The organism is Pseudoalteromonas sp. MMG010 (genome assembly GCF_018100905.1).
In the GTDB taxonomy this organism is placed as follows: Bacteria; Pseudomonadota; Gammaproteobacteria; order Enterobacterales; family Alteromonadaceae; genus Pseudoalteromonas.
In genome coordinates this window covers 164,895-187,933 of record NZ_JAGJEG010000001.1, presented here as the reverse complement: position 1 = coordinate 187,933, position 23,039 = coordinate 164,895, and the positions used below count along the sequence as shown (strand labels likewise).

The following is a 23,039-nucleotide window of genomic DNA, read 5'->3' as shown; positions in this document are numbered from 1 at the left end:
TGTTTTATAATGAATAAGCTAAAACTCATTTTTATAGTATTTTGTATCATCTGGCAAAATACTGCCGCTGCAGAGCGTATTAAAGATATTTCAATGGTTGAAGGGGTACGTTCAAACCAACTGGTTGGTTATGGTTTAGTGATCGGTTTACCGGGGACTGGTGAGCAAAGTAAATATACCCAACAAAGCTTTAAAGGGATGCTCAATAGTTTTGGTATTACTTTAGACTCTTCTCTTAGCCCGAAAATAAAAAATGTAGCCGCAGTGGCCGTCCATGCAGAGTTACCAGCTTTTAGAAAGCCTGGTCAGGCAATTGATATAACCGTCTCCTCTATCGGAAGTGCAAATAGTTTGCGCGGCGGCACTTTATTACGCACCTTTTTAAAAGGGGTCGATGGTAATGTATACGCCATTGCCCAAGGTAGCTTAATTGTCGGAGGCTTAGGAGCCGAGGGTGCTGATGGCAGCCGTATTGTAATGAACACACCTACCGTTGGGCGTATTCCTAATGGTGCCACCGTTGAAAGAGCCGTAAAAAGCCCCTTTATGCAAGGCGATTACATTACTTTTAATTTAAATCGTCCAGACTTTACAACCGCAAAACGCTTAGAAAACACAATTAACGATTTAATAGGGCCTAATAGTGCACAGGCTTTAGACTCAACCTCTGTGCGCGTAATTGCACCACGCGATCCTTCGCAGCGCGTGTCGTATTTATCAACGTTAGAAAACTTAGAATTTAAACCGGCAGATATGGCGGCAAAAATTATAGTTAACTCTCGCACAGGAACGATTGTTATTGGTAAAAACGTTAAGTTACAACCCGCGGCTATCACCCATGGTGGTTTAACAGTAACGATAGCTGAGAATCAAAACGTATCGCAACCAGGGCCTTTAGCCGAAGGTGAAACAACGGTTACACAACAAAGTATTATTGATGTGAATGAAGATGACTCACGCGCCTTTGTTTTTAACCCAGGTATCAGCCTTGACGACTTAGTACGCGCAATTAATGAAGTAGGGGCTGCCCCGGGTGATTTAATGGCGATTCTTGAAGCATTAAAAGAAGCCGGCGCAATAAATGGTCAGCTTGTTGTTATTTAATTTATTAGCGCAATTAGGAAAAACAGCTTAATTGCGCAGTGTCCCACACTTTCACCTTCCTCCTTATTTTTTATTGGCCTAGTTATTGCATTTGTTTTGTTATTAATAATTTTGTGTCAAAAAAACGATGGAAACAAATCACCTCGAAAATCAGAGCTTTTTTGATTTAAGCAACCTAAATAACTTACGTAGTGAAGCGCTAAATAGTGGTGACGCGTCGAGCGAAGCCTCTAGAGCGGCTTTAAAAAAGGCGGCGGCACAATTTGAATCAATATTTACACAAATGCTATTTAAAAGTATGCGCCAAGCAAATGAAGCGTTTGAAGATGAAGACAACCCACTCAATTCAAGCTCGGTAAAGTTTTTTGAAGATATGCACGATCAGCAAATGTCGACCGAGCTCTCATCAAATGGATCATTAGGATTGGCCGATTTAATCGTACAGCAACTTTCTCCCGATGGCGAAAAATATCAATTAGCCTCGGTTTTTAGAACCGGTAACGATATCGCTAGCTCACAAATGATTAATAACAATAACAATAACACTAACGAGGCAGCAGAAAACAAACGTGAGGCAGTTGATTCGTTAGCAAACAGCGATAACCAACAAAGTGACGTTACAAGCTCATTTAATACCACTAAAGAGTTTGTTAGCCATGTATGGGAGCATGCTAAAGAGGCTGCACAAAAAATTGGTTTAAACCCAGCTGTTATGGTTGCTCAAGCCGCACTTGAAACCGGTTGGGGTAAACATGTTATTAATAAAAGCGATGGCAGTAGTTCAAATAATTTATTTAATATTAAATCAGACAGTCGCTGGGAAGGTGACAAGGCAAGTAAAGTCACCGTTGAATTTGAAAATGGCACAGCAGTAAAAAAACAAGCCAGCTTTCGCGCTTACGAATCGATAAAAGATAGCGTAAATGATTTTGTTGATTTTTTAACCCAAAACCCTCGTTATGAGCAGGCTTTACAAACAACACATCAGCCAGAACAGTTTTTAGACGAATTACAAAAAGCTGGGTATGCAACCGACCCTAATTACGCTAATAAAATTAAAAGTGTATTAAATAGTGCTGAGCTTAAAAATATAGCGGCAACAATTATCCGCCCAGGAGCACAATAGTATGTCATTTAGTTTATTAAATATTGCCAGTTCAGGTGTTAGGGCAAATACAGAGCTACTTGAAACCGCAAGTAAAAATATTGCCAACGTTAATACCGAAGGTTATGTACGTGAGCGCACCGAGTATACAACAACGGTTGATAATCAGGTTGGTCAAGGAGATACGTATCGCTTACTCAACTCTTTTGCCCAAGACCAACTCAATAGAGATACATCGAATAAAACGTATTTTGATCAATTTTTAACAGAAGCCAGTCGAGTGGACACGCTATTTTCACAAGATGCCAATAGCTTATCTACCAGTATCAATACAATGTTTAATAGCGTTCAAGAAGCGCTTAATCAACCAACATCATCGGTAACTCGCTCGTTAGTGATGAGTGATGCCGAAAGCTTAGTTGATCAAATGGATAGGTTATCAACCATTGTATACGAACAAAGTGATACCGTTAATTCTCAGCTTGAAATTTTATCTGAAGAAGCAAATACATTAATTCAGAATATTAGTGAGCTTAATAAAACCATTGCCGGTGTAGATGGCACTAGCAATGAAGCCGGGGCAAGCTCGGCCTATAATGAGCGTGATTTAGCCATAAGAGAATTAGCCGAATTAATTGATATTGAAACCCTAGAAACCGACAGCGGCGAAAAGTTAGTTTTTATGGGAACAGGTGAGTCATTAGTGATGGAAAATGGGACCTTTAATTTATTTTCATTACAAGGTGACCCCGATCCGGACTTTAAAGAGCTGTATCTCGATGTTGATAATAATAAAGCGGTCCCCCTTCAATTAGACAGTACGCAAATTAAAGGTGAAATTGGTGGGTTACTGGCATTTAGAGATGAAATTTTGGTCCCCGCGCAAAACCAAATTGGTCAAATGGGATTAGTGCTTGCTGATTCATTCAATACCCAAAACGCTCTAGGCATGGATGCAAATGGTGAGTTAGGTGGAGATATTTTTACCATTCCTAGCGTCAATGCATTGCCTTATCAGTCAAATACGGGTAGTGCAAGTATGACGGCAACGCTTGAAGCGGGGCAAGGAAGTGAGCTTCCAGCCAGTGATTTTTTAATTACCTTCACAAGCGCCACAACGGTTGAAATACAGCCCGTTGATAATTATGGTGACCCTTTAGGAGACCCGTCTGTTGCCGATATTAGCTCGGGAATATTAAACTCAGATTCGATTACCACAGGAGAATCTTTTGGTTTAGAACTTGAAATGACAGGAACGGCGGCCGCTGGTGATCAATTTCAGGTAAAACTAAACTCGTTTGCCGCCTCTAATATATCGCTTGCGACTAATGACGGCAGTGACCTTGCGCTGGCTTCACCTATTAGAGGATTAAACAGTATAGACAATACAAGTGAAGCCTCTATTACTATTTCACAAATAACAGATGTTACCACAGGCAGTTTTACAACCTCACCCACGGGGCTGACTAACGGTGAAATAACGATTACAAAAACAGCGAATGATAATGAATATACTATTTCTGATAGTGTAAATAGCACAACAGTGACAATTACACCTCCTGCTGAGAATATTTTAAGCCAAGCTGGGGGAAGTTTTGCAGATTATGGTTTTGATTTTGATTTAGAGGGGACTGCTGAAACAGGCGACGTGTTCACCATTGAGTTTAATGAAGGTGGTTTTGATGATAATCGAAATGGCTTAGCTTTAGCTCAGTTGCAAAACGATGATTTAGTAAGACAAAATGTGGTGAGCTCAGCAAGTGCTGATAACCACAATAGTTTTAATCAGGCTTATACAAATCTAGTGACAGATATTGGTATTATTACCAGCCAAGCACAGACTAATAGCACTGCATTTACTGCACTAGCAGAGCAGTCAGAGGCGTGGTATGAATCGTTATCGGGTGTAAACTTAGATGAAGAGGCAGCAAATTTAATTCGCTTTCAGCAATCTTATGCAGCGTCAGCTCAAGTATTAGCAACATCTCAAACTATTTTTGACTCATTACTCAGTGCAGCGAGGTAATTATGCGTTTATCTAATAATTTAATTTATCAAGGTAGTATCAACAGTATTTTAGATGGCCAGGTGGATGTTGCTGATGCGCAAGAGCGAATCACCAGCGGACAACAATACTTATCAATTTCTGAAGCGCCTTCAGAAATAGCCCAAGCCATGCTCTATAATGATAAAATAGAAACCAATGAGCAATATACTAAAAATATTAATTTACTCAGTGGTCGTTTAGAAACAGAAGAAAGTATTCTGCAAGGAATAAACACCACCATTCAAGAAGCCCAAGTTTTGGCATTACAAGCAGGTAACGGGGCTTATACGCAAGATGATATAGACTCAATTGCAGATGAGCTTTCTGAATTACAAAAATCGCTTTTTAGTTTAATGAATACCCAATCTGAAGATGGTAAATATATATTTTCGGGGTATCAAGATACGACTCAAACATACAGTTATAATAGCTTAACGCAAGAATACGATTATCAGGGCGATCAAGGACAGCACTCAATCATTATTGCACAAGGGGTCGAGATAGACTCAAGTGATAATGGTTTTGATGTATTTGAAAAAGTCGATGCACGATTAAATGTTAGCAATAACAACGCGGCTGTATCGGGTAGTACTACCTCGGCAACCGTGTATGTTGATGAGCAAGGAACATTTGATTCATTTCATGAAGAAAATTACAACAACGATCCAAGTGCATCAGCAACGGCAAACACATATAGCATCGTAATGACAGCAGGTGCAACTGCCGATGATCTGCCACAATACGAAGTATTGCGAGATGGTGTGTCGTTAAGCCCTGCTGTTAGTGGTGAGTTTGACGGCGAAAATATAGAATATGCAGGGTTAAGCATTACCGTAGAAGGCGATGTGCCAGGCCAATTAGATTTTGAGCTTGCACAGCCAACTAAAGAAAATGTATTAAATACAATGCAATCGCTTATTTCTGGGTTATATGATGGATCATTAACCGATGTTGAGCGCCAAGAAGTGTTATCTGATGCTATTGTGCAATTGCAAAGTGCGAGCGAACAAGTTGTTTTTACTCAGGCCTCTTTAGGTGGGCGCATGAATGTTGTTGATAGGATTGAAGACACCAATCTAGCTCTTGATATCAATAACCAAGCAAACAAAGCAAGTTTAGTTGAAGTGGACATGGCCGAAGCGATTAGTGAACTCACTAAACAAGAAACAGCCTTGCAGGCAGCCCAAGCAACGTTTGGCCGGCTATCAAGTTTATCGCTATTTGATTACCTATAATATTTTACTTTTAAAGCACTTAAATTAAGTGCTTTTTTTACAAGACAATGAATTAAAAACCGCCACTGTATAACCCTCCCTAATACCACATATAAATTTAGTTAATAATTTACCCTGTTTAGACTAAAACGCGCCGTTTTACCTTAGCGAATAATAACTGTTTTTAATACAGTCTTTTAATTATGCATTTTAAGTATTAACGCAGGCGGAAAATTGCCAGTTAAGCGGCAACTAAATAAGTGGCAAAAATTTGTCAGTATTTTAAAAATGTAAATTATAAATTAAATTTTATATTTATGTTAATTAAAACAGTGCCTTAGGTTTTATTTTAAAGTTGGCACAATAACTGCTTTATCTAATGTAATATTTTGATTCGTGGTTCTGCTATAAACAATGTGAGCCACACCTTGTTTAATACTAGGAGATGGTAAAATGGCTATATCAGTAAATACTAATGTGTCGTCACTTAACGCTCAACGTAACTTATCGTCATCTGGCGAAGCGTTAGCAACATCAATGGAGCGTTTGTCATCGGGTATGCGTATTAATAGCGCAAAAGATGATGCCGCAGGCTTACAAATTTCAAACCGACTCACGTCGCAGATAAATGGTTTAACCGTGGCTCAACGTAATGCTAACGATGGTATTTCTATGGCGCAAACCGCAGAGGGCGCAATGGATGAGTCAACCAGTATTTTGCAGCGTATGCGTGAGCTTGCATTACAATCAGCGAATGGTTCAAACTCAACTGAAGACCGTGAAGCACTACAAAAAGAAGTATCAGCATTACAAGTTGAATTAACACGTATTGCCGATACCACGTCATTTGGTGGTCAACAATTGCTGGATGGTAGCTACGGTAGTAAAGCGTTTCAGGTCGGTGCTAATGCAAACGAAACAATTAACGTATCACTTTCGAGTGTGGCAGCCGATAAAATTGGCTCAAATCAAGTAAACCTTCAAGGGGATACTGACGGTTTGGGGGAGGCGAGAGCTGGAGCGACATCTGGTGTTGCTACTGGAACATATGCAATATCGGGTCGTGAAGATGCCACTGTCGCTGTTGCTGCAGGCGCTACCGCAGAAGAGATTGCAAGCTCAATAAATAGCTACTCAAGTTCAACGGGTGTAACAGCCCAAGCCCGTGCCGAAGCGCAGATTGATTTTACAGCAAGCGCAGATGACGGTGAATCAATAAGTTTTGAATTAAACGGCGAGAAAGTGTCTTTTGTGGGTACAGGCTCAGACGAAAACGACAAACAAGCGATGGCCGAAGCCATTAATGCAAAAACCGATGAACATGGCGTAACAGCCACGATAGAAAATGGTGTACTGAGTATTTCGAACAACACCGGTGACGATTTAGTGATTGAAAACGTTACTGAGAGTAATACTACCAACGCCATTAGTTTAGATGTAGCTGGGGTATCGTATGATGGCGTAGTGAGTACTTATAGTGAACCTGTTGTAGCAAATGGCAGTGTGCTTATTTCTGGTACGGTGCAGCTTAATTCTGCCGAAGTTTTTAGTGTAACATCAGCACAGCCTACATTAGCTGCATCGACAGATGCAGAGTTTAGTACCCTTGCTAATGTTGAGTCTATTGATGTGTCAGATCAGCAAGGCTCACAAGAAGCATTATCAATTATTGATAATGCGATAGCCAGTATTGACTCGCAACGAGCCGGCTTAGGTGCGGTGCAAAACCGTTTTAGCCATACAATTAGTAACCTGGCTAATATTTCAGAAAACGTGTCGGCCTCGCGTAGTCGTATTCAAGATACCGACTTTGCAACAGAAACCGCAGAAATGACGAAAAATCAAATTTTACAACAAGCGGGCACGTCAATTCTCTCGCAAGCAAACCAAGTACCACAAGCGGCAATTACACTACTAGGTGGTTAATTACTCCAATAAATTAATAAAAACGGTATTGAAAAGCGCATTTATTGCGCTTTTTTTGTTTTTTATTTTATTTAAAATCAAAGGTTTATATTTTTATTTAACTTTATTGTAATTTAATCCTAAAGATAATCTGTTTTTTGCCGTTAACTTAATCAGTAAGGAGCTGAGCATACATTTGTGACAGCTTTTGGTTAAACTTAAACAGCAATATTACGAAAGTAATCAGGAGTTTTATTATGATTTCAGTAAATACAAATGTATCGTCATTAAATGCACAACGTAACTTATCTTCTTCAGGTGATGCACTTGCAACATCAATGGAGCGTTTATCATCAGGTATGCGTATTAACAGTGCAAGTGATGATGCGGCCGGCTTACAAATTTCAAATCGTTTAACATCGCAAATCGATGGTTTAACAGTAGCACAAAGTAATGCTAATAACGGTATTTCAATGGCGCAAACAGCCGAAGGCGCAATGGATGAGTCGACCAGTATTTTACAACGTATGCGTGAACTTGCATTACAATCAGCGAATGGTTCAAACTCAACAGAAGACCGTGAAGCACTGCAAAAAGAGGTATCAGCATTACAAGTAGAATTAACACGTATTTCAGACACCACGTCTTTTGGTGGTCAGCAATTACTTGATGGTAGCTTTGGTTCAAAATCGTTTCAAGTGGGTTCAAACGCTAACGAAACGATTAATGTATCACTTTCAAGTATTGCTGCAGACAGCATTGGCTCTAACCAAATAAACCTTCAAGGTGCCACTGCGGGTTTAGGTCAGGTAGCTGTCGCTGCTGCCGGAGCTACAGCGCCTGCAAATGGAGTTGCCGCAGGTGATTATACTATTACAGGTCGTGATGAGGCTACAGTATCTATTGCAGCAAATGCAACCGCTGAAGATATTGCCAATTCGGTAAACAGTTATAATAGTTCTACCGGTGTTACAGCCCAAGCAAGAACGGCAGCCACAGTTGATATTGCTGCTACTGGTGTTAGTGACGTAGATGAGACAATTAGTTTTAAATTAGATGGCGCAGGCTTAGCCGATGGTGATGAATCAACTATTTCATATGTTGGCACGGGTACCATAGAAGGTGATAAGCAGGCAATGGCTGAAGCCATTAATGCTAAAACAGATGAGCATGGTGTTACCGCGACCGTTGAAAATGGCGAGCTTACCATTTCAAATAATACCGGTGCAGATATTGAGTTAACTGACCTAGCTGAGAGCGATAGTACTACAAGTGTTGGTATAACACTGACGGGTCAAACTTACGATGGTGAAGATGCTGGCGGTGCAGCAGCAACGTTATCGACGACTGATAATGACACTACTATTACAGGGGCTGTACAACTAAACTCTGCAGAGGTATTTACCGTTGAAGCAGATGACCCTACTTTGGCCCCAGCTGCAAATACAGAGGAAGTAAGTAGACTGGTAAATGTAGAAGATGTTGATATTTCTTCTCAACAAGGCTCGCAAGATGCCATCGCCATTATTGATAACGCGATTGCGACTATTGACTCACAACGTGCTAGTTTAGGTGCGGTGCAAAACCGTTTTGACCATACAATTAGTAACTTGGCTAACATTTCAGAAAATGTATCTGCATCGCGTAGCCGTATTCAAGATACTGACTTTGCAACAGAAACCGCTGAAATGACGAAAAACCAAATCTTACAACAAGCGGGTACATCGATTCTGTCTCAAGCAAATCAGTTACCACAAACCGCATTAAGCTTACTAGGTTAATAGTGTAGCTAATACGTTAAGGTCAGTGTTAGTGTTATAAAAGGAGATGGCTTTGTTCATCTCCTTTTATGGTTTTAATTATTTAGATAAACTAATCTGTAGTTGCGATAATAATACGTTGAGGATTTGATATGAATACAATTCCATTAAAAACAGAATTACCATTAACTAGCACCGAAAGTGCAAGTAATGTGAATGAACAGCAACTTGCTGGTACTGTTTTAACCCAGCGCGCTGTAGATGAAGTTCAAAGCAATACTAAAAGTAATGAGTATGCAACTGAGTCATCAAAAAATGATGAGGCAGAGGCTGCTTTAGGGATGGGGCGAGAGCAACTTGAAAAAGTGGCGCAACAATTGCAGGATTTCATGGGTGAAATGAATCACAGTTTAGAGTTTCATGTAGATGAAGACTCTGGGCGTGATGTAATAAAAGTACTCGATAAAAGTACCGGTGATGTTATAAAACAATACCCATCTGAAGAAGTTTTAAGTGTGGTGTCGAAATTGTCTGAAACCGCAGGGTTATTAGTCGATCAAATGGCTTAATTTAAATAGGCATAAGTACGGTATATTTGTATTATTGAGTGCTTTTTATTTTTTGATAAATAATAACTGTGCTGGTTTGTTAATGTGTAGAGGTAAAATATGACGATTACATTTAATGGTATAGGTTCAGGGCTTGCTGTAGCCGATATTGTTGATGCCTTAGTGGCTGCAGAGCAAACGCCTGCAGAATCACGCTTAACCAATACCGAAACCACTTTAACAACCGATATTTCGGCAGCTGGAGCGCTAAAACTGGCACTTGAGAAAGTGCAAGACTCGATGGCTTTGCTTGGCGATGATGAGGAATATCAGCAACGAACCGCCTCTGGAAGTGATGATTATATACAAATAGTGGCCGATGAAGATGCACAACCTGGTGGGTATTCGGTAGAGGTAAATAATCTTGCCGCCGAACATAAAATACTTTCTCAAGCATTTGAAGCCGACACGCCGGTGGGAGAAGGGGTGATTACTCTTACATCGGGCGATGATACATTTGATATAGATGTGGCCGATGATGCAACACTTGAAGATATTAGAGATGCAATCAATGATAGTGGTGACAATAGCAGTATAAATGCCACGATTATCACTGATGATGATGGGCAGCATTTAGTGTTGTCGGCTAAAAATAGCGGCTTAGAAAATCAAATTACGGTTGCTGTTGCAGATGCCGATGGTGACAACACCGATACCTCGGGTTTATCTGCACTTGCTTTTGACCCAGAGGGAATTCAAAACTCAACCGAGCTTATTGCCGCCGAAGATGCGTCAATCACTATTGATGGAACTTTAACGGTAAGCAGTGCTACCAATGAATTTGATGGTGTGATTGATGGTATAACGCTTACAGCTAAAAAAGTTCATGATGAAGATGACGATATTAGTAATGTAAGTGTGGATGAAAATAACAGTAATATTGAATCGGGTTTAGCAAGCTTTGTTGCCAGTTATAATGAACTATTAGAGCTAAGTGAAAGCTTAGGGACATCGACCGATGGTACCGCTGGGGTTATGTCTGGCGATTCAATGTTACGTGGGGTGATGTCGAAGTTACGTAATACCATTACCGATTCGGTGAGTTTATCGGACGGTAGTTCAATGACGTTATCGCAGCTTGGCGTATCGTCTGACCGTTACGGTGTATTAAGTTTAGATACTGATACATTAAATGAGCAAATAGACGAAAATATCGATTTAGTACAAGAATTTTTTGTTGGCACTGAAGACAATGAAGAAGGGTTTGCCGATACCTTTGATGAGTTTTTAAGTTACTACACCGACGATGAAGGTATTATTCAAAACCGTATTGATACTAAAGAAGTACAGCTTGAAGATATTGATGAACAACGAGAATCATTAACAACAAGAATGGAGTCGTTATCGGCTAGGCTTTATGCGCAATATAATGCAATGGATATTTTAGTCGCAAGTTTAAATTCAACCAGTAGTTATGTGCAAACTCAACTTGAGAATATGCCTGGAGTGGTAAATTCTAATTAATATAAATAAAGTAATTAAAATTTATAGATAGCCGCTAAATCTTAGCGGCTTTTTTATTTACTTTTTATGTAAAAGAATAACTAAGTACTTAGTTATTTAAGTACTTAGTTATTTAAGTTTTGTTTACTCGGTGGGTTTTATAGGCTGAAATGGCTTTATTGCCCTTTTGGTGCTTACGCAGCGAATTAAAAGCGTCTTTTTTTTCGCTATTGGCAATGTTAAGTACGCTATTTAGCTTTTCTTGAACCGATAATAACGCTTTACTTGATGGTGGGGTTTTACTTTCGCACCACGCAATTATTGCTTCGTGTAACAACACAGCTTCTGCTTGTAAGTCAGTTGTACTATCATTCACGTTTATTTCAATTTTAGTGAGTAAATCGTGTACTTTATGCTCCCATAACTGCGTCATATTAAAGCTCGTTAGCTTGACGCTCAGCTACAGGGATGCTTGCCCAGCCTTCTTTTATTTCTTTTATTATATTCGATACTTCATTAATACACTCAATATCATTATTGAGGTTGGCTTGGGTTAATTTACGCTGGCAATATTCGTATAACGAATATAAATTATCAGAAATATTTTTTGCTTCTTGCGCGTCAAAGTTTAATGCATCTTGCAGCGCGCCAAGCAGTAAAATACATGCTGATATATTTTCCCCTTTTTTGGCAATTTCTTTACGCTCTATAAACCCTTTTGTTGCAGCTAATCGACCTATAATATTATTAAAAATAAGACTTATTTGATCATAAGATGACATTTCATTAATGCTACTAACGCGAACTTGACTGTATTTTTTTAATGATATGTGTGACATAAAAGGAAACCCTAAATTTATAATAAACAATGTGTATTGAAAGCAAAATTAATGCCAGTAATATATCGGCTGAACCACTTTAATCTTTAGTTTTTTATAGCATTACAATACACATATATTTGGTAACCATAGTTTAGTTGATGTAGAGGGGGAATTTATAGCTTTTGCTTAAAATTTATTAAATGAGGGTTTTATATTTTATTTAAATTAATAAATTATTATTATTAATTTAAATAAGGTGTCTGTTTTTTGGCGTGAATGTCAAAAAAATGCCACTATTACTTGCATCTTGGGAACAGTCGCTTACAATTTAACTAAATAATTACATTTATTACATTTTGGCTAGCTGCTCATGGTTTTGATTTTAGATAATAATAATAATCGCTCACTTGGATTGTGCGCGGCGTTAAATTTTATAGGTGAAACAACACTACAAATTAATGAAACTCAATTAATTGATGAGTGTGTTAACAATCAAGCTCAAGAATGTATTGTAATTTTAGGCGCACTTCAGCAACTTGATCACGAACAAGTGATAAAACAAAATCCTACGATCCCTTTTTTATTAATTGGCGAAACACTTAAACCTTTGCTGGCCGTTGCTAATGTGGTGGGTTTGATTTGTGAGCCATTTAATCATGAAGTAACCACACAGCTATTACATGATTGCCAACAATATCAACGAATGCTACCTCATGAGCACAAACACACTAAGCCACATAAAGTCTTTGATGGGTTAGTCGGTGAAACTGAAGCGGTTAAAGGCGTTCGATTTTTAATTGAGCAAGTGTCTAAAACCGATGCCAATGTGTTAATTTTAGGTGAGTCGGGTACGGGTAAAGAGGTGGTTGCTCGAAATGTTCATTTATTGTCTAAACGAAATAAAGGTCCATTTGTACCGGTAAACTGTGGCGCTATCCCTGCTGAATTACTCGAAAGTGAATTATTTGGCCATGAAAAAGGGGCTTTTACGGGGGCAATTTCTGCACGTAAAGGGCGCTTTGAATTAGCCCAAGAAGGCACTTTATTTTTAGATGAAATTGGTGATATGCCGTTGCAAATGCAAGTTAAGCTGTTACGTGTATTGCAAGAACGCAGTTATGAGCGTGTAGGTGGTAATAAAGCAATACAAGCTAATGTAAGGGTTATTGCGGCAACGCATCGTAATTTAGAGCACATGATTGAAGAGGGGAGTTTTAGGGAAGATTTATACTATCGGTTGAATGTATTCCCTATCGAAAATCCGTCACTGAGTGCACGTGCTGATGATATTCCATTGTTGTTAAAAGAATTAATGCGTCGAGTTAATGAGCAAAGCGGAACGGTTGCTAAATTTACAGAGCGAGCGGTTGAAAGTTTAAAAGAGCACACTTGGCCTGGTAATATTCGTGAACTGGCTAACCTAGTTGAGCGTATGGTGATTATGTTTCCAGATAAGGTGGTCGACGTTCCCGATTTACCCGATAAATATCGATATATTGAAGTTGATGCATATGAACCTCAATACCCAGAGGAATTACTAGAGCGCGATGCATTTAATGATATTTTTAGCACCGGTTTTAGTGACTATGATGAGCCTGAGATAGACACGACGGCTACAGATACGAGTATTTTACCCGATGACGGTATTAAGCTAAAAGAATATTTAGCTGAGCTTGAAATTAATTTAATAACCCAAGCGTTAGAGCGATTTGATTACGTTGTTGCTCGCGCAGCAGAAGTACTTGGGGTACGTAGAACGACATTAGTAGAAAAAATGAAAAAATATAATTTATCAAAAGACTAAATATTTGATAATTGTTTTGAGTGTTATTCTTTAATGTAGGTGTTAATTATTTCTGCCTTTCTAAAACAGTCGTTACTGTGATCGTTTACCATGCCACACGCCTGCATATGTGCATAGACGGTGGTTGGGCCTAAAAATTTAAAGCCACGTTTTTTTAGATCTTTTGCAAACGCAGTCGATGCCTCTGTAATTGCAGGGTAGTCTTGTTTATTATTTAAATTACTAACAATAGGCTGACCGCCAACAAACTGCCATTGATAATTTGAAAAGCTACCAAACTCTTTTTGTATCTCTATAAACCGTTTAGCATTATTGATGGTGGCTGCAATTTTTAAGCGGTTGCGAACAATCCCCTCAAAATTCATTAGGCGCTCGATATCGTGCTCATCCATCGATGCGACTTGGTTTACATCAAACTGATAAAATGCCTCACGGTATCCTGCTCGTTTTTTTAAAATGGTATACCAGCTCAGTCCTGCTTGTGCTGACTCTAAGGTAATAAATTCAAACAGTGTTTGATCGTCATACACAGGTACTCCCCATTCTTCATCGTGGTATGTTACATAGTCTGGTTTGGTTTCATCAAGCCAAGGACAACGTTTAACTATTTTACTTTTCATAAAATGCCTTTTGTATTGGTGTCATTTTTTCGACAGGGAAAATTTGTTGTAAGCTTTTGATTATTAGCTATTAATTTTTGGTACGTTTTGTGCATTTAATCTCATGTATTATTTAAATGAGATTTTATTATGGCACTTGCAAGTGTATTAAAACCACAATTTGTTACTACCAATCAGTATAACCCATGTTTACTTCAAGAGGAGTATGTGGGGGAATTAAATGGGCTGCGTCAACAAGCTAGTTGGCTTGGGCGTTTGGTAGATACGATGCCGGCAGGTGTTATTGTGCTTGATGGCCGTGGCATGATAGCTAAAGCAAATAATAATGCGATTGATATGCTTGGCGAGCCTTTAGAAGGTGAGCGTTGGCTTAATATAATTCAACGCTCATTTCGTCCTCATCAAGATGATGGCCATGAAGTGTCACTTAAAGATGGCCGCTTAATAAAGTTAGAAATAACCGCTTTAGCGCCAGACCCTGGTCAGCTTATTTTAATGACCGACTTAACCGAAACGAGGCGTTTACAAAAACGTGTGGCCCATATGCAGCGTTTAAGTGCGCTTGGCAAAATGGTGGCCTCATTGGCACATCAAGTACGTACCCCGTTATCGGCGGCGATGCTTTATGCTGCAAATTTAGGATCGAAGCGACTTCCTGAAGCCTCTCGCGGAAAATTCCATACTAAGCTTATGTCTCGTTTACAAGATTTAGAAACGCAAGTGAACGATATGTTGTTATTTGCCAAAAGTGGTGATCAGCACGTTGTTGAGCAAGTTTCGATTCAACAATTATTAACTGAAGTAAAGCTAGGCGCAGATGCGATGGTTGAACTTAATAAAAGCGAATTAGCGTTATTAGTGCCTGAGCCTGATATTCAAATTACGGGCAATAAAGTTGCACTGGCCAGTGCGATTCAAAATTTAATTCACAATAGTATTCAAGTAATTGGTAGTGATGCGAAAATACATTTAAGTGCAGTGCGCGATAGTCATGACAATAATATGATTAAAATTAATGTTATTGATAATGGCCCTGGTATTGATTTAGCGCAAGCAGATAAGTTATTCGAACCTTTTTATACAACCAAAAGCCAAGGGACAGGGTTAGGGCTTGCTGTTGTAAGCTCTGTTGCGAATGCACATCAAGGGCGAGTAGAGGTGACAAATACACAACAAGGTGGTGCCTGCTTTAGTTTATTGTTGCCTATTTGTAATACGACTCAATCTGGAGGTATAGCATGAGTAATACCATTTTAGTTGTTGAAGATGATGCAGGGCTTCGTGAAGCATTAATCGATACGTTGGAAATGTCAGATATTGCTTGTGTGGCAGCCGATAGTGCAGAGCAAGCGATGATTTTACTTAAGCGCCAAGAATTTTCATTGGTGGTGAGTGATGTGCAAATGGCGAGTATGAGTGGTTTAGATTTACTACGCAGTATAAAGCTTAATTATCCTAAGCTCCCAGTATTAATGATGACAGCATACGCGACGATTGATGATGCGGTGGAAGCTATGCGTTTAGGTGCAATTGATTATATGGCAAAGCCTTTTGCGCCAGAGGTTTTACTTAATATGGTAAGTCGTTACTTACCTGAAAAGCCTAAAGAAACCGATGGGCCTATTGTTGCTGATCCTAGTAGTATTCAATTATTAGAGTTGGCAAGTAAAGTTGCTAAGTCAGATGCCAGTGTTATGGTATTAGGGCCTAGCGGCTCGGGCAAAGAGGTGTTAGCACGTTATATTCACGACAAGTCATCACGCAGTAATGAACCTTTTGTGGCTATTAACTGTGCTGCAATTCCTGAAAATATGCTCGAAGCGACGTTATTTGGTTATGAAAAAGGCGCATTTACAGGGGCTATTCAAGCATGTCCTGGTAAGTTTGAGCAAGCACAGGGCGGTACTATTTTACTCGATGAAATCACTGAAATGGAGTTGAGTTTACAGGCTAAGTTATTACGAGTGCTACAAGAACGAGAGGTTGAGCGCTTAGGTGGAAGAAAAACGATTCAACTTGATGTACGAGTACTGGCAACAAGTAACCGTGATTTAAAAGATGCGGTGGCAGAACATCAGTTTCGTGAAGATTTATATTATCGACTCAATGTATTTCCATTAATGTGGCGCCCATTATCTGAGCGTCCAGGTGATATAAATGTGTTGGCAATGCATTTGATTCAAAGACATTTAACAAAAACTAAAGAGCCTTTAGTCACATTAAGTGAAGCTGCGGTGAAAAAATTATTATCGCATGCGTGGCCAGGTAATGTGCGTGAATTAGATAATGTGATCCAGCGTGCACTCATTTTACGCAGTGGGACTGTTATTAATGAGTCGGATATTTTTATTGAAAACATGATGCCAGTTCACTCTGCGATTCATGATACGTGCGAAAACACCTCGATTACTGCACACGCTTATAATGAAGTGTCGCCGCCTATAGCAAAGTTAAATAGTGACGAGAACGTTGCAGCTGAAACGATTAATTATAAAGATGAGCTTAAGGATAAAGAACATCGCATTATTTTAGAGACATTAACTCGATGCCAAGGTAAGCGCAAAGATGTAGCAGAAACATTAGGCATTAGTCCTCGAACACTACGTTATAAGCTTGCTCAAATGCGAGACTTAGGTATTTCCCTTCCGGCATAAATAGCTGCCTTAAAACAACCCTTGTAAAATAAAGCAAGGGTTGTCAAAACTCTGACAAACTCCATTCTGCAAAATAAAGTTATAAGCCACTGGTTTGTAACGCTTTTATTTTGGCACGATAAATGCTTTATCTACTGTAATACTTTATTGTCGTGTCAGAGAACATTATGAAAATTCAAAACAGTGCTTTATTTCAAGAAATGCAGTCAATGGCTTTAGAAGCTGGACGTAGTAATCAAGCAAATAATTTGCCTATTACACAGACTCAACCAACTTCGAGCACTCAATTTGGTGATTTACTCACTAATGCAATTGATACTGTACATGGCTTGCAACAAGATGCAGGTAATAAAATAACCGCGGTTGAAATGGGTGATCGCAGTGTTTCATTATCTGATGCAATGATAGCTTCGCAAAAATCGTCTGTTGCTTTTGAGGCGACCGTACAGGTTAGAAATAAACTTGTAGAAGCGTATCAAGAAATCATGAATATGCCTGTTTAATTAGGTAGTGGAGAATAATTGTGGCGCAATCTAATCAATCTACAGATCTTGCATTAGCAGGTGGTATAGACACTGCTGATAGTGAAGTTCAACAAGAACAAAAATCGGGTTACTTAAGTGCATTAAATGGTGTGGATTTATTGCGCCAAGTGACACTGGTGATTGCATTAGGGATATGTTTAGCGATTGCTATTTTTATCTTTATTTGGGCAAAGCAGCCTGATATGCGCCCACTTGGTAAAATGCAAACCGAAGAGCTTATTCAAACACTTGATTTTTTAGACGCTCAAAAAATTGAATACCAGTTAGATGGTAATGTTGTTTCGGTGGTTGAGAGCGAATATCAAAACATTAAATTATTAATGACTCGCGAAGGGTTAGACCAAGGGCCAAGCTCGGGCACTGATATATTAATGCAAGATATGGGCTTTGGTGTTAGCCAGCGTTTAGAACGTGAGCGTTTAAAGCATGGCCGAGAGCAACAGCTTGCGCGTACAATTGAAGAGTTAAATAAAGTAACTCGTGCCAAAGTATTATTAGCTATCCCAAAAGAAAACGTATTTGCTCGCCGTGAAAAGAAACCTTCTGCGACGGTGGTATTAACACTTAAACGCGGACGCAGTATTGATTCTGAAGAAGTTGATTCGGTTGTCGATATGGTTGCCTCTGCGGTGCAGGGTTTAGAGCCAGCTCGTGTAACGGTGACAGATCAAAATGGTCGATTATTAAATTCTGGCTCACAAGATTCACTCGCTGCTCGTTCGCGTAAAGAATATGATATTGAACGCAAACGTGAGCAAGAATACTTAGAAAAAATTGATAGCATATTAATTCCAGTTGTTGGCTTAGGAAATTATACCGCACAAGTTGATTTAACAATGGACTTTAGTGCCGTAGAAGAAACGCAAAAGCGTTACAACCCAGATTTACCTGCGGTAAGAAGTGAAACGACCTTTGAAGAAAATAACATTGGTGGCTTAGCCGTCGGTATTCCAGGTGCACTAACTAATCAACCTCCTGTTAATTCTAATATTCCTGAGGTGGCAGGACAAGGTGGTGCAGGCTCTGCAACAACCCCTTCTCGTAGCCATAAAGAAGCAACACGCAACTATGAATTAGATACCACTATTTCACATAAACGCCAGCAAACGGGAGTGATACGCCGTATTAGTGTATCGGTTGCTGTTGATTATCTACCAAAAGTAGGCGAAAGCGGCGAAACAACAATGACGCCTCGCTCTGTCGAAGCGCTAAGCAATATTCGTCGTTTATTACAAGGTGGCGTTGGTTTTGATATGCAACGCGGTGATGCACTCGAAGTGGTGACGGTACCCTTCGTTCGTGAAGATATTGGTGCTGAAATAGAAGTACCATTATGGGAACAAGACTGGTTAATTAAAATAGTACGCTTAGTGTTAGGGGCTATTGTTATTATTGTATTGATAATGGCGGTAGTAAAACCGATGCTTAAACGTTTAATTTACCCTGATGATACGTTAGAAGAGTATGATGAAGATGCATTAACATCTGGTGTTGATATTGGCGATAGTTCGATTGATGATATGTTAACAAAAGATTTTGATTCTGCTTCGGTTGGCTTCTCAAGTGATGGTACACTACAGTTACCTGATTTACACGGTGACGAAGACTTACTCAAAGCAGTAAGGGCTTTAGTGGCTAACGAACCGGAACTCTCATCACAAGTAGTGAAAGCGTGGTTAACAGAAGATGACTGATCAAGAACAAAAACAATTACCAGCGGCCTTTGACGTAGACAAGTTAGATGGGGTAGATAAAGCCGCTATACTATTACTTAGTTTATCAGAAGAAGATGCTGCACAAATATTAAAGCATTTAGAGCCAAAGCAAGTACAAAAAGTTGGTATGGCTATGGCGGCTCTTGATGATTTGTCACAAGCAAAAATAAGTGCAGTACACAACTTGTTTATTGAACAGATTCAAAGCTTTAGTACGATTGGTTTTCAGTCTGAAGACTTTATCAAGAATGCGCTAACCGCTGCGTTAGGCGAAGATAAAGCGGCAAGTCTAATTGATCAGATAGTAATGGGATCGGGTGCTAAGGGACTCGATTCGTTAAAATGGATGGATTCGAAGCAAGTTGCGAATATTATCCGTAACGAGCATCCCCAAATTCAAACGATTGTTTTATCGTATTTAGAACCAGAGCAATCTGCCGAAATTTTGGCGCAGTTTGCTGAAAAAGTACGCCTAGATTTAACCATGCGTATTGCAAACCTTGAAGAAGTTCAGCCAGCTGCATTGCAAGAATTAAACGAAATTATGGAAAAACAGTTTGCAGGCCAAGCAGGTGCGCAAGCGGCGAAGATGGGTGGCTTAAAAGCAGCTGCAGATATAATGAACTACCTAGATACCAATGTTGAAGGGCAGTTGATGGATTCAATTCGTGAACATGACGAAGAAATGTCGCAACAAATTCAAGATTTAATGTTTGTTTTTGAAAACTTGATGGATGTTGAAGACCGCGGTATTCAAGCCATATTACGTGAAGTGCAACAAGATGTGCTTATGAAAGCCATTAAAGGTGCAGATGATGCACTTAAAGATAAAATTTTAGGTAATATGTCTAAGCGAGCTGCAGATATGCTTGCAGATGACTTAGAGGCAATGGCCCCGGTACGTATTAGTGAAGTTGAGGCAGCACAAAAAGAAATTTTAGCGACTGCGCGAAGACTTTCTGATTCTGGTGAGATTCAGCTAGGCGGCGGTGGTGGTGAGGAGTTCCTGTAGGCTATGGCTAAATCATCGATTGAAAAAGGCAGAATGCTGAACGCCGAAGAAGAGCAAGAGCTACTTAAGCATTGGGATATTCCGGATGTAGAAGTAGATGAAAGCAGCTTTGGTGATCGTTCCAATGCTTTTGGGACCCCATTATCACAGTTATATAGAAAAGAGCAGATTGAAGAAGAGGCTTTAGAACCTGAGCCACAAAACCAAGAACCCGACCTGCCTAGCTTAACCATGGCTGAGCTTGAACGTATAAGACAAGATGCCTTTGATGAAGGTTTAAAGCAAGGGCATGAACAAGGCTACATTGATGGTTTTGATAAAGGCGTCACTGAGGGTAAAGAAGCGGGTTACAAGGAAGGCGTTGAGATTGGTAAAACGCAAGGCAAAGATGAAATAAAGCCGTTACTTGATGAGCAATTAAAGGGCTTAAAAACGGTGTTAGATGCGTTAAATGCACCTTTAGCTAAAGTGGACGAAGCTGCAGAAAAACAGTTAGTTCAATTGTCGGTTATGTTGGCTGAGTCGATTATTTACCAAGAGGTAAGTATTTCCCAATCTGTTATTTTACACACGTTAAAGCACAGTATTGACGCACTCAATAGTGAGCAAGAAAAAGTACGTATTCATTTACATCCAGAAGATTTAGCATTTATACAAACAAGCTACGGCGAACAAGCGATAGCAGATAATCATTGGCAATTAATTCCTGAGCCCACTTTAGAACGTGGTGGTTGTGAAGTGAAAACGGCGCAGTCATCGCTTGATATGCGTTTGCAAACACGTGTCAAAGAAACATTGGATAGCTTTTTGCATAGCAGTGGTATCTGATCGTTTTATTGGTTTGTTATGACAGCTTCAACTTCTTCACTCAGTGATCGCTTATCTGAGTATCAACAATTTATCTCCCCTGTAAAGCCTGCTGTTGCGGGTATTTTAACACGTGTTGTTGGTTTAACACTTGAAGCAAAAGGATTGCGAGCAGCCGTTGGAAGTCAATGTAAAATTGAAACCATGAACGGCTTTGTTGATGCTGAAGTGGTGGGGTTTAACGATAAAACACTTTATTTAATGCCAAATGATCATATCTCTGGTGTATTACCAGGGGCGCGTGTGATCCCCCAAGTTAACGATGCGGGTTTACCGGTTGGTATGAGCTTATTAGGACGTGTAGTGGATGGTTTGGGCCGCCCACTTGATGGCTTAGGTAAAGTGAATGCTGAACATTATTTAAAATTTGCTCAAAAGCCCATAAATCCACTTTCTCGAAGACCCATTAGCCAACCTATGGATGTTGGGCTGCGCTCAATTAACTCGGTCATAACGGTAGGACAAGGTCAGCGTATGGGACTGTTTGCAGGTTCTGGTGTGGGTAAATCTGTTTTACTGGGAATGATGACACGCGGCAGTGAAGCGGATGTGATTGTAGTGGGCCTGGTGGGTGAACGTGGCCGCGAAGTAAAAGAATTTATAGAAGAAATTTTAGGTGTAGAAGGGCGTAAACGCTCTGTGGTGGTTGCAGCCCCTGCAGATGCATCGCCTTTAATGCGATTAAAAGGCTGTGAAAGTGCAGTCACGATTGCGGAGTACTTTCGGGATCAAGGGCTGAATGTATTGCTGTTACTTGACTCTGTTACGCGCTATGCCATGGCGCAGCGTGAAATTGCATTAGCGGTTGGCGAACCACCGGCTACCAAAGGATACCCACCTTCGGTATTTGCAAAACTGCCTGCGTTAGTCGAGCGGGCAGGCAATGGCGGTGAAGGGCAAGGTTCGATTACAGCCTTTTTTACCGTATTAAGTGAAGGGGATGATATGCAAGACCCTATTGCTGATGCTGCTCGCGCTATTTTAGATGGGCATATTGTATTATCTAGAGAGTTAGCAGATAGCGGTCATTACCCTGCCATTGATATTGAAAAGTCAATTTCGCGGGTGATGCCTCAGGTCGTTTCTGAGCAACATATGCAACAGGCAAGAGTGCTAAAGCAAGTGTATTCTATGTACCAACAAAATAAAGATATGATCACTTTAGGGGCTTATCAAAAAGGAACTGATAAGATGCTTGATCAAGCGATTAATATGATGCCTAGAGTCAATCAATTTTTACAACAAGGGATGCGAGATGTCATAACGTATGATGATGCTCTGCAAGGACTTGCGCAATTGTTAGGACAAGCATAATGGCAAAAAGTAAACTTAATTTATTACTAAAGCTTGAAAATGATAAAGAAGAATCACTGCGTTTGGGGTATTTACAAGCACAGCAGAACTTTCAGGCTAACCAACAAAAACTGCAAGGCTTAAATGATTTTCGTCTTGAATATATGCAGCAGTTACATATTAAAGGACAGTCGGGTTTATCAAGTGCAGGGTTTAGTCAATATCATGCTTTTATTGCAAAAATAGAAGAAGCAATTAAACAACAAGCCGCAACAGTTAATACCGCAAAGCAAGTGGTAGGTCAGCGCAAATCGTTATGGCTAAAACAACAAATTAAAGCAAAAGCGGTATCGATGCTCATTGAAAAACAAAAGCAAAAAGCATTGGCACTGGCAAATAAAAATGAACAAAAAATGCTTGATGAATTTTCGTCTAATCAATTTTACCAGCGACAAAAAGCACAATAGTCATTTTGATTAACATTTCGGCACATTAATTGCTTTAAATACACACAAGACTTTA

General features: G+C 39.7%; 20 protein-coding genes. 17 read left to right on the top strand and 3 right to left on the bottom strand.

Annotated features, from left to right (window positions below; translation table 11 throughout):
• Nucleotides 1–9: 9 nt before the first annotated feature.
• From J8L70_RS00935 to fliD, 8 genes are all read left to right on the top strand, one after another.
• Complete coding sequence (locus J8L70_RS00935; RefSeq protein WP_211053599.1) at nucleotides 10–1,104, top strand: flagellar basal body P-ring protein FlgI; 1,095 nt, start codon at nucleotides 10–12, stop codon at nucleotides 1,102–1,104.
• A gap of 127 nt (nucleotides 1,105–1,231) precedes the next feature.
• Entirely contained in the window at nucleotides 1,232–2,230 is a 999-nt protein-coding gene (gene flgJ / locus J8L70_RS00930) for a flagellar assembly peptidoglycan hydrolase FlgJ (protein ID WP_211053598.1), read from the top strand.
• 1 nt (nucleotide 2,231) lies between these two features.
• Entirely contained in the window at nucleotides 2,232–4,235 is a 2,004-nt protein-coding gene (gene flgK, locus J8L70_RS00925) for a flagellar hook-associated protein FlgK (protein WP_211053597.1), read from the top strand.
• 2 nt (nucleotides 4,236–4,237) lie between these two features.
• Complete coding sequence (flgL, locus tag J8L70_RS00920; protein ID WP_211053596.1) at nucleotides 4,238–5,491, top strand: flagellar hook-associated protein FlgL; 1,254 nt, start codon at nucleotides 4,238–4,240, stop codon at nucleotides 5,489–5,491.
• A gap of 432 nt (nucleotides 5,492–5,923) precedes the next feature.
• Nucleotides 5,924–7,396, top strand: coding sequence for a flagellin (locus J8L70_RS00915; RefSeq protein WP_211053595.1), 1,473 nt, complete (start codon nucleotides 5,924–5,926; stop codon nucleotides 7,394–7,396).
• A 233-nt stretch (nucleotides 7,397–7,629) separates the two neighbouring features.
• Nucleotides 7,630–9,156 (top strand): flagellin, encoded by a 1,527-nt coding sequence (locus tag J8L70_RS16105; RefSeq protein WP_348772121.1) that lies wholly within the window; start codon nucleotides 7,630–7,632, stop codon nucleotides 9,154–9,156.
• A gap of 131 nt (nucleotides 9,157–9,287) precedes the next feature.
• On the top strand, nucleotides 9,288–9,704 hold the full coding sequence (locus J8L70_RS00905; RefSeq protein WP_247664640.1) for a flagellar protein FlaG: 417 nt from the start codon (nucleotides 9,288–9,290) through the stop codon (nucleotides 9,702–9,704).
• 99 nt (nucleotides 9,705–9,803) lie between these two features.
• Nucleotides 9,804–11,207 (top strand): flagellar filament capping protein FliD, encoded by a 1,404-nt coding sequence (gene fliD, locus J8L70_RS00900; RefSeq protein WP_211053593.1) that lies wholly within the window; start codon nucleotides 9,804–9,806, stop codon nucleotides 11,205–11,207.
• 112 nt (nucleotides 11,208–11,319) lie between these two features.
• Here fliD and J8L70_RS00895 read toward each other — a convergent pair whose 3' ends face one another.
• Nucleotides 11,320–11,619, bottom strand: coding sequence for a hypothetical protein (locus J8L70_RS00895; protein ID WP_211053592.1), 300 nt, complete (start codon nucleotides 11,617–11,619; stop codon nucleotides 11,320–11,322).
• 1 nt (nucleotide 11,620) lies between these two features.
• Entirely contained in the window at nucleotides 11,621–12,025 is a 405-nt protein-coding gene (fliS, locus tag J8L70_RS00890; RefSeq protein ID WP_211053591.1) for a flagellar export chaperone FliS, read from the bottom strand.
• Nucleotides 12,026–12,377: 352 nt separating this feature from the next.
• Between fliS and J8L70_RS00885 the strand changes: the two genes are divergently transcribed.
• Nucleotides 12,378–13,811 carry a sigma-54-dependent Fis family transcriptional regulator gene (locus J8L70_RS00885; RefSeq protein WP_211053590.1) on the top strand — a complete coding sequence of 478 codons (1,434 nt, stop codon included), beginning with the start codon at nucleotides 12,378–12,380 and terminating at the stop codon, nucleotides 13,809–13,811.
• Nucleotides 13,812–13,834: 23 nt separating this feature from the next.
• Here the strand turns inward: J8L70_RS00885 and J8L70_RS00880 are convergent, their stop codons facing one another.
• Complete coding sequence (locus J8L70_RS00880; RefSeq protein ID WP_211053589.1) at nucleotides 13,835–14,431, bottom strand: DNA-3-methyladenine glycosylase I; 597 nt, start codon at nucleotides 14,429–14,431, stop codon at nucleotides 13,835–13,837.
• Between the two features lie 129 nt (nucleotides 14,432–14,560).
• Between J8L70_RS00880 and J8L70_RS00875 the strand changes: the two genes are divergently transcribed.
• The 8 genes from J8L70_RS00875 to fliJ all read left to right on the top strand — a co-directional run bounded on the left by J8L70_RS00875 (nucleotide 14,561) and on the right by fliJ (nucleotide 22,984).
• Complete coding sequence (locus tag J8L70_RS00875; protein WP_211053588.1) at nucleotides 14,561–15,673, top strand: ATP-binding protein; 1,113 nt, start codon at nucleotides 14,561–14,563, stop codon at nucleotides 15,671–15,673.
• Nucleotides 15,670–17,085, top strand: coding sequence for a sigma-54 dependent transcriptional regulator (locus J8L70_RS00870; RefSeq protein WP_211053587.1), 1,416 nt, complete (start codon nucleotides 15,670–15,672; stop codon nucleotides 17,083–17,085). The genes J8L70_RS00875 and J8L70_RS00870 overlap by 4 nt, the downstream gene beginning before the upstream one ends.
• Before the next feature lie 167 nt (nucleotides 17,086–17,252).
• Nucleotides 17,253–17,588, top strand: a complete 336-nt coding sequence (gene fliE, locus J8L70_RS00865; RefSeq protein ID WP_211053586.1) for a flagellar hook-basal body complex protein FliE — start codon at nucleotides 17,253–17,255, stop codon at nucleotides 17,586–17,588.
• A gap of 20 nt (nucleotides 17,589–17,608) precedes the next feature.
• Nucleotides 17,609–19,324 carry a flagellar basal-body MS-ring/collar protein FliF gene (gene fliF / locus J8L70_RS00860; protein WP_211053585.1) on the top strand — a complete coding sequence of 572 codons (1,716 nt, stop codon included), beginning with the start codon at nucleotides 17,609–17,611 and terminating at the stop codon, nucleotides 19,322–19,324.
• Nucleotides 19,317–20,357, top strand: a complete 1,041-nt coding sequence (gene fliG / locus J8L70_RS00855) for a flagellar motor switch protein FliG (RefSeq protein WP_211053584.1) — start codon at nucleotides 19,317–19,319, stop codon at nucleotides 20,355–20,357. Before fliF ends, fliG begins: the two co-directional genes overlap by 8 nt.
• A gap of 3 nt (nucleotides 20,358–20,360) precedes the next feature.
• Nucleotides 20,361–21,185, top strand: coding sequence for a flagellar assembly protein FliH (gene fliH, locus J8L70_RS00850; RefSeq protein ID WP_211053583.1), 825 nt, complete (start codon nucleotides 20,361–20,363; stop codon nucleotides 21,183–21,185).
• Nucleotides 21,186–21,203: 18 nt separating this feature from the next.
• Nucleotides 21,204–22,538, top strand: coding sequence for a flagellar protein export ATPase FliI (gene fliI, locus J8L70_RS00845; RefSeq protein ID WP_211053582.1), 1,335 nt, complete (start codon nucleotides 21,204–21,206; stop codon nucleotides 22,536–22,538).
• Nucleotides 22,538–22,984, top strand: a complete 447-nt coding sequence (fliJ, locus tag J8L70_RS00840; RefSeq protein ID WP_211053581.1) for a flagellar export protein FliJ — start codon at nucleotides 22,538–22,540, stop codon at nucleotides 22,982–22,984. Before fliI ends, fliJ begins: the two co-directional genes overlap by 1 nt.
• The last annotated feature ends 55 nt before the right edge of the window (nucleotides 22,985–23,039 follow it).

Excerpts from the sequence above, each read along its gene's own strand:
- fliG (WP_211053584.1), top strand. The coding sequence starts at position 19,317 with ATGACTGATCAAGAACAAAAACAATTACCAGCGGCCTTTGACGTAGAC.
- J8L70_RS00885 (WP_211053590.1), top strand. The coding sequence starts at position 12,378 with ATGGTTTTGATTTTAGATAATAATAATAATCGCTCACTTGGATTGTGC.
- fliJ (WP_211053581.1), top strand. The coding sequence starts at position 22,538 with ATGGCAAAAAGTAAACTTAATTTATTACTAAAGCTTGAAAATGATAAA.
- J8L70_RS00895 (WP_211053592.1), bottom strand. The coding sequence starts at position 11,619 with ATGACGCAGTTATGGGAGCATAAAGTACACGATTTACTCACTAAAATT.
- flgJ (WP_211053598.1), top strand. The coding sequence starts at position 1,232 with ATGGAAACAAATCACCTCGAAAATCAGAGCTTTTTTGATTTAAGCAAC.
- J8L70_RS00905 (WP_247664640.1), top strand. The coding sequence starts at position 9,288 with ATGAATACAATTCCATTAAAAACAGAATTACCATTAACTAGCACCGAA.
- flgK (WP_211053597.1), top strand. The coding sequence starts at position 2,232 with ATGTCATTTAGTTTATTAAATATTGCCAGTTCAGGTGTTAGGGCAAAT.
- flgL (WP_211053596.1), top strand. The coding sequence starts at position 4,238 with ATGCGTTTATCTAATAATTTAATTTATCAAGGTAGTATCAACAGTATT.
- J8L70_RS00935 (WP_211053599.1), top strand. The coding sequence starts at position 10 with ATGAATAAGCTAAAACTCATTTTTATAGTATTTTGTATCATCTGGCAA.
- J8L70_RS00880 (WP_211053589.1), bottom strand. The coding sequence starts at position 14,431 with ATGAAAAGTAAAATAGTTAAACGTTGTCCTTGGCTTGATGAAACCAAA.
- fliI (WP_211053582.1), top strand. The coding sequence starts at position 21,204 with ATGACAGCTTCAACTTCTTCACTCAGTGATCGCTTATCTGAGTATCAA.
- J8L70_RS00875 (WP_211053588.1), top strand. The coding sequence starts at position 14,561 with ATGGCACTTGCAAGTGTATTAAAACCACAATTTGTTACTACCAATCAG.
- fliD (WP_211053593.1), top strand. The coding sequence starts at position 9,804 with ATGACGATTACATTTAATGGTATAGGTTCAGGGCTTGCTGTAGCCGAT.
- fliS (WP_211053591.1), bottom strand. The coding sequence starts at position 12,025 with ATGTCACACATATCATTAAAAAAATACAGTCAAGTTCGCGTTAGTAGC.
- J8L70_RS00915 (WP_211053595.1), top strand. The coding sequence starts at position 5,924 with ATGGCTATATCAGTAAATACTAATGTGTCGTCACTTAACGCTCAACGT.
- fliE (WP_211053586.1), top strand. The coding sequence starts at position 17,253 with ATGAAAATTCAAAACAGTGCTTTATTTCAAGAAATGCAGTCAATGGCT.
- J8L70_RS00870 (WP_211053587.1), top strand. The coding sequence starts at position 15,670 with ATGAGTAATACCATTTTAGTTGTTGAAGATGATGCAGGGCTTCGTGAA.
- fliH (WP_211053583.1), top strand. The coding sequence starts at position 20,361 with ATGGCTAAATCATCGATTGAAAAAGGCAGAATGCTGAACGCCGAAGAA.